The organism is Streptomyces glomeratus, assembly GCF_021462825.1.
Classification (GTDB): Bacteria; Actinomycetota; Actinomycetes; order Streptomycetales; family Streptomycetaceae; genus Streptomyces; species Streptomyces glomeratus.
This window is the reverse complement of sequence record NZ_JAKEEB010000014.1, coordinates 1-10,965: the sequence shown is the minus strand read 5'-3', so window position 1 is coordinate 10,965 and position 10,965 is coordinate 1. Positions and strand designations below refer to the sequence as shown.

The following is a 10,965-nucleotide window of genomic DNA, read 5'->3' as shown; positions in this document are numbered from 1 at the left end:
CTGACCGGGTCGGTCGCATACTAAGCGGTCGCTTGCCCATCAGGGAACAGCCGGATGCGTCACGACCGGCGAGGCCGCGCCCGTACATGCATCCGTTCACCCTGCGGGCCGAACAGGCTGAGGAACTCCACCGGCCCTTCCCCGGTCGACCCGAACCAGTGCGGCACCCGGGTGTCGAACTCGGCGGCCTCACCGGGGTCCAGCACCACGTCGTGCTCGCCCAGCACCAGCCGGAGCCGGCCGGAGAGCACATACAGCCACTCGTAGCCCTCGTGCGTCCGCGGATCCGGTTCGAGCCTCCGGCGCGGTTCGAGCACCTTGAAGGCCTGGAGTCCGCCGGGCTGGCGGGTGAGCGGCCAGTGGGTGCGGCCATGGCGGACGACCGGCTCGGCGCGCACCCGCGGGTCCCGCACCGGCGGGGCGCCGACCAGTTCGTCCAGCGGCACCTCGTGGGCCTGCGCGATCGGCAGCAGCAGTTCCAGACTGGGCTTGCGCAGGCCCGACTCCAGGCGGGAGAGCGTGCTGACGGAGATGCCGGTCGCCTCCGACAGCCCCGCGAGCGTCACCTCCCGCTCTTTCCGCAGCCGCCTCAGCCGGGGGCCCACGCCCGCGAGAACCTCTTCCGTACCCATGGCCTCATTGCAGTTTCGGCAAACCGGTTTGTCAATGCCGCAGTGATGGGGCCACTGTTCCCTCGAATCCCTCGAAGGTGGTCACCCTCACCGAGAGGCACACCGCTGTATGCGCCGGCAACCGGACCCGGCGTCGCACGCTCGTCGCCGACGCGGGCGAGCCACGCAACGCGCCCGCCGCGCACCTGCAGGGCCGGCTGTCGGGGGACGGGATGCCCCCGGCGGAGTTCCTCGCGGTCGGCCGGGGAGGAGATCGCGCGCTACGGCGTGGAGATGGTCCGTGACCGGGTCGTGACGCCGTCCGCGTCGCGGGCGGCGCCATGGGCGTGACGCTCGCGCAAGGGCGGCCCGTGCACGCCCGGCACCCGGTGATCGCCACCGGCCGCGGGACGAGCCGCCCCGGTGTCCGCGGTCGCCGAGCGGTACGGGCGCGATGTGCCGCACCGCCCCACGGCCAGGGGTGGGAGGTGCGCGACCGCCCATCGGTGTGCTGGCGACGAGCCCGCCGGGCGTACACCGGGCGCTGATGGTCTCCCAGTGGTCGAAGGACGTGCCCCTGTTCCCGCACACCGTCGCCGCGGAGGAGCGGTCCGAGCAGGGCCTGCGCAGGCTCGCGGCGGCCGGGGCGGGAGTGGTGCCCGGCGAGGTCGCGGGGCTGGTGACCGAGAGGGACCGGCTCACCGGGGTCCGGCTCGCCGACGGAACGCTCCACGACCGCTCCGTGCCGTTCGTCACGCCCCGCCCCGTCCCGCGCACCGCCCTCCGCGATCAACGCGGAGGCTGCTCATGGCGGGCCTGGACGCGGCCGCAGGGGTGTGGACCGGCCGCCGGCGGTGCACCATGACTGCATGCTCCTCGCCCGGCTGGCCCGCGTGTCCCTGGAGGTCGCCGCCACATCGGCGCGGTCCCGGAAGATCGCGCTGCTCGGCGGGCTGTTCCGGGACGCCGACGCGGACGACGTGCCGATCGTCATCCCGTATCTGGCCGGGCGGCTGCCGCAAGGACGGCTCGGCGTGGGCTGGAAGCTCCTGGGGCAGCGGATCGAGCCCGCCGCCGAGCCCACGCTCACCGTGCGGGACGTGGACACCCGGCTGAGCCGGATCGGCGCCGTCACCGGCACCGGCTCCCAGGCCGAGCGCAAGCGGCTGGTGGGCGAGTTGCTGGCGGCGGCCACCGCGGACGAACAGCGGTTCCTGACCGGGCTGCTGACGGGTGAGGTGCGTCAGGGGGCACTGGACGCCCTGGCCGTGGAGGGACTGGCCGAGGCGACGGGGGCAGCTCCGACCGACGTACGGCGGGCCGTCATGCTGGCCGGATCACTCCAGACCGTGGCGCGGGCCCTGCTCGCCGACGGCCCGGACGCTCTCGCCGCCTTCCGGCTCACGGTCGGCCGGCCCGTCCTGCCGATGCTCGCGCACACCGCGTCGTCCGTCGCCGAGGCCGTCGGGAAACTCGGCGCGTGCGCCGTCGAGGAGAAGCTCGACGGCATCCGCGTGCAGGTCCACCGGGACGGCGACGCGGTACGGATCCACACCCGCACCCTCGACGACATCACCGACCGGCTGCCGGAGATCACCGCCGCCGCGCTGGAGCTGAGGGGCGAGCGGTTCATCCTGGACGGCGAGGTCATCGCGCTGGACGAGAACGGACGGCCGCGGTCCTTTCAGGAGACCGCCGGGCGGGTCGGCTCCCGGCTGGATGTGGCGACCGCCGCCGCGGCCGTCCCCGTCTCCCCCGTCTTCTTCGACGCGCTGTCGGTGGACGGCCGGGACCTGCTGGACCTGCCCTTCACCGAACGCCACGCGGAGCTGGCCCGGCTCGTACCGGAGCCGATGCGGGTGCGGCGCACGGTGGTGAAGGGGCCCGAGGACGTGGCCGCCGCGGAGGACTTCCTCGCCGAGACCCTGGCACGAGGGCACGAGGGCGTGGTGGTCAAGGCCCTCGACGCCCCCTACAGCGCCGGCCGGCGCGGCGCCTCGTGGCTCAAGGTCAAGCCCGTGCACACCCTCGACCTCGTGGTGCTGGCCGCCGAGCGGGGCCACGGCCGCCGCACCGGCAAGCTCTCCAACCTGCACCTGGGCGCCCGCGCCCCGGACGGCTCCTTCGTGATGCTCGGCAAGACGTTCAAGGGCATGACGGACGCGATGCTCACCTGGCAGACCGAGCGGCTGAGGGAACTGGCGGTGGAGGACGACGGCTGGGTGGTGAAGGTGCGCCCCGAACTGGTCGTCGAGATCGCCTACGACGGAATCCAGCGGTCCAGCCGCTACCCGGCCGGGATCACCCTGCGCTTCGCCCGGGTCGTGCGCTACCGCGAGGACAAGCGGCCCGAGGAGGCCGACACGGTGGAGACGCTGCTGGCCGCGCACCCCCATGTGGCGCCATGAACGGGCGGCCGAGGCGCAGCGCCGGTCTGCTGTTGTTCCGGCACACCGATCACGGTCTGGAAGTCCTGCTGGGCCATATGGGCGGCCCGTTCTTCGTCCGCCGCGAGGCCGGGGCGTGGACCGTGCCCAAGGGCGAGTACGAGCCGGACGAGCCCTCCTGGGCGGCCGCCCGTCGCGAGTTCCTGGAGGAGCTGGGGGTTCCGCCGCCCGACGGGGAGGCCGTACCGCTCGGCGAGGTGCGGCAGACGGGCGGCAAGGTGGTCACGGCCTGGGCGGTCGAGGCGGACCTCGACCCGGCGACGGTCGTGCCGGGCACCTTCACGATGGAGTGGCCGCCGCGCTCGGGACGCCTTGCGGAGTTCCCCGAGCTGGACCGTGTCGAGTGGCTGGGCCTCGATCGGGCCCGCGAGCTGATCGTGAAGGCACAGACGGCGTTTCTCGACCGGCTCGCGGAGCACTCGGCTGACGGATGAGCCGCGTTGCGGTGGCCGCCGCCGCGCGGGAAGGTCGAAGCAGAGCCTGTTCTCAGGAGGTCAGCCATGCCCATCGCCACCGTCAATCCGGCGACCGGCGAGACGCTCGAGACGTACGACGCCCTGGGCGAGGACGAGATCGAGCGCCGGCTCGCCGCCGCCGAGACCGCGTTCCGCACCCATCGCACGACCACGTTCGCCGAACGGGCCCTGCGCATGCGCAAGGCGGCCGACCTGCTCGAGGAGGATCAGGAGCGCATCGCGCGGGTGATGACCACCGAGATGGGCAAGCCGATCAGGCAGGCCCGTGCGGAGGCCGCGAAGTGCGCCAAGGCGATGCGCTGGTACGCGGAGCACGCCGAGGAGTTGCTCGCCGACGAGGAGCCCGCCGCGTACGACGTGAAGGATTCGGGCGCCTCCTGGGTGATCGTGCGCTACCGGCCGCTCGGACCGGTCCTCGCCGTGATGCCGTGGAACTTCCCGCTGTGGCAGGTGGTCCGCTTCGCCGCGCCCGCGCTGATGGCCGGCAACGTGGGCCTGCTCAAGCACGCCTCCAACGTCCCGCAGACCGCGCTCTACCTGGAGGACCTGTTCCGCCGGGCGGGCTTCGCCGAGGGATGTTTCCAGACCCTGCTCATCGGTTCCGGGGCGGTGGAGAAGATCCTGCGCGACCCGAGGGTCAAGGCCGCGACGCTCACCGGCAGCGAACCGGCGGGCCGGTCCGTGGCCTCGGTCGCCGGGGACGAGATCAAGAAGACGGTCCTGGAACTCGGGGGCAGCGACCCGTTCATCGTGATGCCCTCCGCGGATGTGGAGCGGGCCGCCGAGGTGGCGGTGACGGCCCGGGTGCAGAACAACGGGCAGTCCTGCATCGCCGCCAAGCGGTTCGTCGTGCACGCCGATGTGTTCGACGCGTTCACCGAACGGTTCACCGCCCGGATGAGCGAGCTCAGGCTCGGCGACCCGATGGACGAGGAGACGGAGGTCGGGCCGCTCTCCAGCGAACAGGGCCGCGCCGACCTGGAGGAACTGGTCCAGGACGCGGTCGGCAAGGGCGCGAGGGTGCTGTGCGGCGGCGAACGTCCGGACCGCCCCGGCTGGTACTACCCGCCGACCGTGCTCGCCGAGGTCACCCCCGAGATGCGCATCCACCACGAGGAGGCCTTCGGCCCGGTCGCCACGCTCTACCGGGCCGCCGACATCGACGAGGTGGTGGCGATCGCGAACGACTCGCCGTTCGCACTGAGTTCGAACGTGTGGACGCACAACGGTACCGAGGTCGACCGTTTCGTCGTGGATCTGGAGGCCGGCGGTGTGTACATCAACGGCATGACGGCGTCCCACCCCGCCTTCCCGTTCGGCGGGGTCAAGCGCTCCGGCTACGGCCGCGAGCTGTCCGGGCACGGAATCCGCGAGTTCTGCAACATCACCACCGTATGGCACGGGGCGTGAGCGTTCCGCGGCTACGATCCCTGCTGTGAACCGCGAAGTGACCCTGCCTCTGATCGTCGACGACCGCGGCACGTTGCAGGTGGCGGCCGCGGACGTCAGCAAGTTGCTGCGCACGGTGGGCGGCCGGTGGCTGCGGCTGGTCGAGGCCGGCGAGGACGGGCTGGACGAGGACACCGTGGCCGCGCTGACCATCGAGCTGGCCAAGCTGGCGGACCGCATCGATGTCGCGTGCATCGCGCACAGCAGCGGTTCGCTCCGCTAGGGAAGCCGGCCGGCCCGCGCGTCCAGTTCCCACAGGGCATGCCAGAACTGCGTCTCGTAGCCCTGGAGCAGCCGGCCGTAGCGGTGTGCGCGGTCCTCGTCCAGGCGGCCGGCGTCCAGGCCCTCCTGCACCGCCTCCTCGGCTTTGGTGTCCAGGTCCGGTGACGGGCCGGCGAAGAAGTCGAAGAACCCGCAGGCCGCGTCGTCGTAGCCGTAGTGGTGGCGCAGCGCCTGCGCGATCGAGGCGCAGTAACGGCCCCAGGCCGCGAAGTTTGCACTCAGGGCCAGGGCGACCTCGGCCGGCTCCCCGTTCAGGGCGAGCCAGGCCACGTAGGCCGGATAGCCCTGGCAGTCCGCAGGGGGCTCGTAGGTGTCCGCGGCCTCGTCGGCCCGGCAGACCGAGGCGAAGGCCCGCAGACGGTCCTGGGCCACGGCCTCACCGTGCGCGAGAGCGGCGAAGAAGGCCGCGGACGCGGGCTCGTCCCGCGACCGCTCGGACAGGTATTCGAACGCCCGGCGGTCGGAGGCGATCACCTCCCGCTGCTGGAGGGCGAGAGCCGCGAGGGTGGCGGGCCTGGCCGCGCCCCGGGCGATCAACGGAAGCAGCCGGTTGGCGTGCGGGTCCGGGGCCAGCTTCCGGGTGGCCTCCTCCAGCAGTCGCCTGGCCGTGCGCGTCATCGACGCTCCTCCTCCGACTCGTGTCGCTCACCGAGCATGCCCGGAATGTCACTGTGCGTGCATCACTGAAGCGGAGTAACCCGACGAGATATCGCAGCCCCGCCGGGCGATCGTGGGTGAAGCCCTCATACGGGTGAACCCTTTTGCCGGGGGGCCGGAGTCCCCCGCCAAGGCGAAAGAAGGCGCCTCCATGGCCATCCTGTGCAGACCCGCGGTTTCCGTTCCGGAGTACGTGCTCACGATGGAGGAGACGCTGGAACTGGCGCGCTCCCGGCACGCGGATCACCCCCAACTCCCGCTGGCGCTGCGACTGATCGAGAACACCGGGGTGCGCACCCGTCACATCGTGCAGCCGATCGAGGAGACCCTCAAGCACCCCGGCTTCGAGGAGCGCAACGATCTCTACGAGGCCGAGGCGAAGGCCCGGGTCCCTGCGGTCGTCCAGCGCGCGCTGGACGACGCGGAACTGCTCGCCACAGACATCGACGTGATCATCTACGTGTCCTGCACGGGGTTCATGATGCCCTCGCTGACCGCGTGGCTGATCAACACGATGGGCTTCGACACCGACACCCGGCAGCTGCCCATCGCCCAGCTGGGCTGCGCCGCGGGCGGCGCCGCCATCAACCGGGCGCACGACTTCTGCCGGGCCTACCCGGACGGCAACGCGCTCATCGTGGCCTGCGAGTTCTGCTCGCTGTGCTACCAGCCCACCGATCTGGGGGTCGGCTCGCTGCTGTCCAACGGCCTGTTCGGCGACGGCATCGCGGCGGCCGTCGTGCGCGGCAAGGGCGGCACGGGCGTCAAGCTGGAGCGCAACGGCTCGTATCTGATTCCCAAGACCGAGGAGTGGATCGCCTACGACATCCGGTCCACAGGATTCCACTTCCTGCTGGACAAACGGGTGCCGACCACCATGGAACCGCTCGCCCCGGCCCTGCAGGAGCTGGCTCTGCAGCACGGGTGGAACGCTTCCGATCTGGATTTCTACGTCATCCACGCGGGCGGTCCGCGAATCCTGGACGACCTGAGCAGGTTTCTGCGGGTGCCGCCGGAGGCCTTCCGGTTCAGCCGGGCCACGCTGACCGAGTACGGCAACATCGCGAGCGCCGTCGTCCTGGACGCGCTGCGCCGGCTCTTCGACGAGGGCGGCGCCGATCCCACGGCACGGGGGCTGCTGGCCGGTTTCGGCCCGGGCATCACGGCGGAAATGACCCTGGGCCGCTGGCATGTCACCGCGGACGGGAACCGGACGTGAGGATGACCGACAGGGTGGCGGCGGCCGAGGGACTGTTCGTGCCGCCCGGCCATGGACGCGTCGTGCGGACGCCGGCGCAGCATGTGACGTTCAAGGTCACCGGCTCGCACTCGCGCACGGCGTCCACGTTCGAGGTGATCGTGCCACCGGGCTTCGACGTCGGCGCCCATGTCCACACCCGCAGCGAGGAGCTGTTCTACGTCCTCGAGGGCGAGCTGGACGTGCTGGCCTTCGAGCCCCGGATACGGACCCGCGACCACTGGCAGAAGTGGGAGTCGCGGTCGGGCCGCAGGGTGGTGCGGGCGACGCCGGGCACGGTCGTCGTCGTACCGCCGGGCTGCCCCCACGCGTTCGCGAACCCGGCGGAGACCCCGGCGAAGATGTTCTTCCAGGCATCTCCGCCGCCGGATCACGAACGCTACTTCGAGGAGCTGCTGGAGATCCTCGCGGACGGGGGCCCACCGGACCAGGCGGCGATCGAGGCGTTGCGCAGGCGGTACGACATCGAGCAGCTCACGCCGCTGAAGCACCGGTGAGCGCCCCCCGAGGACAGGCCCTAGCGGATCGGCATTCCCGACAGGGTCCGTGCGATCACCAGCCGCTGGATCTCGCTCGTCCCTTCGAAGATGGTGTAGATGCCGGCGTCCCGGTGCATCCGCTCCACCGGGTACTCCCGGGTGTAGCCGTTGCCTCCGAGGATCTGGATCGCCTGCGCGGTGACCGTCTTGGCCGTCTCGCTGGCGAACAGCTTCGACATGGAGCCCTCGGCCGCCGTGAACGGCTTGCCGTTGACCGCCATCCACGAGGCCCGCCACACCAGCAGACGGGCGGCGTCGATCTGCGTCCGCATGTCCGCGAGCTGGAAGGCGACACCCTGGTTGTCGATGATCGGCCGGCCGAACTGCTCACGCGTCTGCGCGTAGTCGAGGGCGACCTCGTACGCGGCACGGGCCGTGCCCACGGCCATCGCCCCCACGGCCGGGCGGGACGCCTCGAACGTGGCCATGGCCGCGTTCCGCACCCTCTCCATCCCGCCCGCCGTCGCCTTCTCCCGGGCCCGGGCCAGCCGCTCGTCCAGCTTCTCCTTGCCGCCGAGCAGGCAGGAGCCGGGGACGCGGACGTTGTCGAAGATCACCTCTGCGGTGTGCGAGGCCCGGATGCCGTGCTTCTTGAACTTCTGGCCCTGGGACAGGCCCGGGGTGTCCGGCGGGACGATGAAGGAGGCATGGCCCTTGGAGCCCAGCTCCGGGTCGACGACCGCGACCACGACATGGACGTTGGCGATACCGCCGTTGGTGGCCCAGGTCTTGGTGCCGTTGATGACCCACTCGTCCTTGGCCTCGTCGTACACGGCACGTGTACGCATGGAGGCGACATCGGAGCCGGCGTCGGGTTCCGAGGAGCAGAAGGCGGCCACCTTGACATCGTTGGCGTCGCCGTACATCTGGGGGATCCAGGTGCCGATCTGCTCCTCGGTGCCGTTGGAGAGGACGCCCACGGCCGCGAGTCCGGTGCCGACGATCGACAGCGCGATGCCCGCGTCGCCCCAGAACAACTCCTCCATCGCCATGGGGATGCCGAGGCCCGTGGAGTCGAAGTACTGCTGGGCGTAGAAGTCGAGGGAGTAGATGCCGACCTTGGCGGCCTCCTGGATGACCGGCCAGGGAGTCTCCTCACGCTCGTCCCATTCGGCGGCCGCGGGGCGGATCACATCGGCGGCGAAGCCGTGCAGCCAGTCCCGCACCTCCTTCTGTTCGTCGTTGAGCTCCATGGTGAACTCGGCCATGTCCCCTCCAGCACTGCGCTAGCGTGTTACTTGCGGTAACGGCAGTGTGTTACTCACCGGTAGGAGAAGTCAACTCCCGGGCCGACATGGTCGTCCGCCTGGTCGGTCGGCAGCTCGTTCGATACCGGCCGGCCTTTCAGTGTTAGTTTGCGCAGGCGTCACCGAAACAGCACGGGTGGGGAGAGATCATGGACACCACGCAGCGGGCCGAGCAGCAACGGTCCGCCGACCGCCGACGGCGCGAATTGCTGGAGGCCGCCGACCGGGTGGTGCTGCGCGACGGCCCCGGGGCCTCGATGAACGCCATCGCCGCCGAGGCCGGCATCACCAAGCCGATCCTCTACCGCCACTTCGGCGACAAGGGCGGGCTGTACGCCGCGCTCGCCAAACGCCACACGGACGCGCTGCTCGACTCGCTGCGGGCGGCTCTGGACGCCCCGGCCGACCGGCGGGAGCGCGTGGAGTCCACCCTGGACACCTATCTCGCGGCCATCGAGGCCCGGCCGCAGGTCTACCGATTCCTGATGCATCCGGCGGAGGGCGGCTCGCAGAACGACCAGGGCTTCGACACCGGCCGGCACTCCGTCCCGGTGCTGCGCCGCATGGGCGAGGAACTGGCCCAGGTCATCGAGGATCGCCTGGACCTCGGCCCGGGCAGCCACCAGCTCGCCCGGGTATGGGGACACGGCATCGTCGGCATGATGCACGCGGCAGGTGACTGGTGGCTGGGCGAACGGCCTTGCTCCCGGGCCGAGTTGGTGCGCAGTCTGGCGGACCTGCTGTGGGGCCGGCTGGCCGCGGCGGGGGATCGCATCGGAGGCCCCGGGTTCTGAGACCCCCGCCCGGGGTGCGGGGCCGTGCCGTCGCTCCGCGGCTTCGCCGCGCGGGCGCGACCGGCCGCGACCGTTCCGGTGCCGGACGACCGAACTCATCTGCTCCACGGCGCCCGCGCGGCCTGCCGCATCACCCGGCGCCGCCGCCGGCCGCCGAGCCGGTCGACATACAGGCCACCGTCCAGGTGGTCGCACTCGTGCTGAAGGCACCGGGCGAACCACCCGGTGCCCTCCACCCGCACCGGCTCGCCGTCCACCGTGAAGCCCTCGACGACCGCGCGGTCGTACCGCTCCGTGCCCGCCTCCAGACCCGGCAGGGACAGGCACCCCTCCGGTCCGCGCAGCACCACACCGTCCGCCTCGACGAGCCGTGGGTTCACCACATGCCCCAGATGGCGCACCTCCTCGTCGTCCGGGCAGTCGTACACAAACACCCGCAGCGCCTCACCGATCTGGTGCGCCGCCAGTCCCACGCCCTGCGCGGCGTACATGGTGGCGAACATGTCCTCGACGAGCCGGGCGAGTTCGGGGCCGAAGTCGGTGACCTCGGCGCCGGGGGTGCGCAGCACGCGGTCGCCGAGCACGGTGATGGGCCGGACGCGCCCTTTGACGCCGGGGATGGAACGGTGTCGCATGGCGGCAAGGGTACGGTCGTCAGGTTCGCGCGGGCGCCGGGGTGGTGCCGCGGTTCGGGGGCGTGAGGGGATCTGGATAGGCTGAGGGCCACACGTTGCCGGGACAGGGCGCGGCGCCGTATGCAAGGAGGATCGAGAACTGATGGCAGGCAACTCGGACCCGCTGACGCCGCGGGCCAAGCTGGCCGTGACCGCGGGCAAGGCGGTCGCTGCGGCATCGCGCGCCGCGGGGCGCGGCAGCGGATCGGTGATCGGCGGCCGAGGGCCGGACGCGCCCTTTGACGCCGGGGATGGAACGGTGTCGCATGGCGGCAAGGGTACGGTCGTCAGGTTCGCGCGGGCGCCGGGGTGGTGCCGCGGTTCGGGGGCGTGAGGGGATCTGGATAGGCTGAGGGCCACACGTTGCCGGGACAGGGCGCGGCGCCGTATGCAAGGAGGATCGAGAACTGATGGCAGGCAACTCGGACCCGCTGACGCCGCGGGCCAAGCTGGCCGTGACCGCGGGCAAGGCGGTCGCTGCGGCATCGCGCGCCGCGGGGCGCGGCAGCGGATCGGTGATCGGCGGCCGAG

Annotated in this window: 12 protein-coding genes and 1 pseudogene; 9 read left to right on the top strand and 4 right to left on the bottom strand. The window is 71.6% G+C overall.

Annotated elements, in window-relative coordinates; all coding sequences use genetic code 11:
• Positions 1-59: 59 nt before the first annotated feature.
• Positions 60-632 (bottom strand): helix-turn-helix domain-containing protein, encoded by a 573-nt coding sequence (locus tag LZ604_RS18280; protein ID WP_234516380.1) that lies wholly within the window; start codon positions 630-632, stop codon positions 60-62.
• Positions 633-709: 77 nt separating this feature from the next.
• Between LZ604_RS18280 and LZ604_RS18275 the strand changes: the two are divergent.
• The 5 genes and pseudogenes from LZ604_RS18275 to LZ604_RS18255 form a co-directional block, all read left to right on the top strand.
• Positions 710-1,410 (top strand): annotated as a pseudogene (locus LZ604_RS18275) (NAD(P)/FAD-dependent oxidoreductase); the annotation flags it as partial.
• A 70-nt stretch (positions 1,411-1,480) separates the two neighbouring features.
• Positions 1,481-3,019, top strand: a complete 1,539-nt coding sequence (locus LZ604_RS18270; RefSeq protein WP_234516378.1) for an ATP-dependent DNA ligase — start codon at positions 1,481-1,483, stop codon at positions 3,017-3,019.
• Positions 3,016-3,492: an NUDIX hydrolase gene (locus LZ604_RS18265; RefSeq protein WP_234516377.1), complete on the top strand. Its 477-nt coding sequence runs from the start codon at positions 3,016-3,018 to the stop codon at positions 3,490-3,492. Before LZ604_RS18270 ends, LZ604_RS18265 begins: the two co-directional genes overlap by 4 nt.
• Before the next feature lie 66 nt (positions 3,493-3,558).
• On the top strand, positions 3,559-4,944 hold the full coding sequence (locus LZ604_RS18260; protein ID WP_234516376.1) for an NADP-dependent succinic semialdehyde dehydrogenase: 1,386 nt from the start codon (positions 3,559-3,561) through the stop codon (positions 4,942-4,944).
• Positions 4,945-4,969: 25 nt separating this feature from the next.
• A complete protein-coding gene (locus tag LZ604_RS18255; RefSeq protein WP_234516374.1) occupies positions 4,970-5,206 on the top strand; it encodes a DUF6213 family protein in 237 nt (78 codons plus the stop codon).
• Here the strand turns inward: LZ604_RS18255 and LZ604_RS18250 are convergent.
• On the bottom strand, positions 5,203-5,883 hold the full coding sequence (locus tag LZ604_RS18250) for a transcriptional regulator (RefSeq protein WP_234516372.1): 681 nt from the start codon (positions 5,881-5,883) through the stop codon (positions 5,203-5,205). The genes LZ604_RS18255 and LZ604_RS18250 overlap by 4 nt on opposite strands.
• Before the next feature lie 190 nt (positions 5,884-6,073).
• Between LZ604_RS18250 and LZ604_RS18245 the strand changes: the two genes are divergently transcribed.
• Both LZ604_RS18245 and LZ604_RS18240 read left to right on the top strand, forming a co-directional pair.
• Complete coding sequence (locus LZ604_RS18245) at positions 6,074-7,141, top strand: type III polyketide synthase (RefSeq protein WP_234516371.1); 1,068 nt, start codon at positions 6,074-6,076, stop codon at positions 7,139-7,141.
• A 2-nt stretch (positions 7,142-7,143) separates the two neighbouring features.
• Positions 7,144-7,677, top strand: coding sequence for a cupin domain-containing protein (locus tag LZ604_RS18240; RefSeq protein ID WP_234516369.1), 534 nt, complete (start codon positions 7,144-7,146; stop codon positions 7,675-7,677).
• A 20-nt stretch (positions 7,678-7,697) separates the two neighbouring features.
• Here LZ604_RS18240 and LZ604_RS18235 read toward each other — a convergent pair whose 3' ends face one another.
• Positions 7,698-8,927, bottom strand: a complete 1,230-nt coding sequence (locus tag LZ604_RS18235; protein ID WP_234516367.1) for an acyl-CoA dehydrogenase family protein — start codon at positions 8,925-8,927, stop codon at positions 7,698-7,700.
• 188 nt (positions 8,928-9,115) lie between these two features.
• On the opposite strand from LZ604_RS18235, the gene LZ604_RS18230 reads away from it, so the two are divergent.
• A complete protein-coding gene (locus LZ604_RS18230) occupies positions 9,116-9,760 on the top strand; it encodes a TetR/AcrR family transcriptional regulator (RefSeq protein WP_234516364.1) in 645 nt (214 codons plus the stop codon).
• A 95-nt stretch (positions 9,761-9,855) separates the two neighbouring features.
• Here LZ604_RS18230 and def read toward each other — a convergent pair whose 3' ends face one another.
• The gene (gene def, locus LZ604_RS18225; RefSeq protein ID WP_234516363.1) at positions 9,856-10,395 is read right to left on the bottom strand and encodes a peptide deformylase; all 540 of its coding nucleotides are present in this window, start codon (positions 10,393-10,395) and stop codon (positions 9,856-9,858) included.
• Positions 10,396-10,537: 142 nt separating this feature from the next.
• On the opposite strand from def, the gene LZ604_RS18220 reads away from it, so the two are divergent.
• The gene (locus LZ604_RS18220; protein ID WP_234516587.1) at positions 10,538-10,768 is read left to right on the top strand and encodes a hypothetical protein; all 231 of its coding nucleotides are present in this window, start codon (positions 10,538-10,540) and stop codon (positions 10,766-10,768) included.
• Positions 10,769-10,965: the final 197 nt, after the last annotated feature.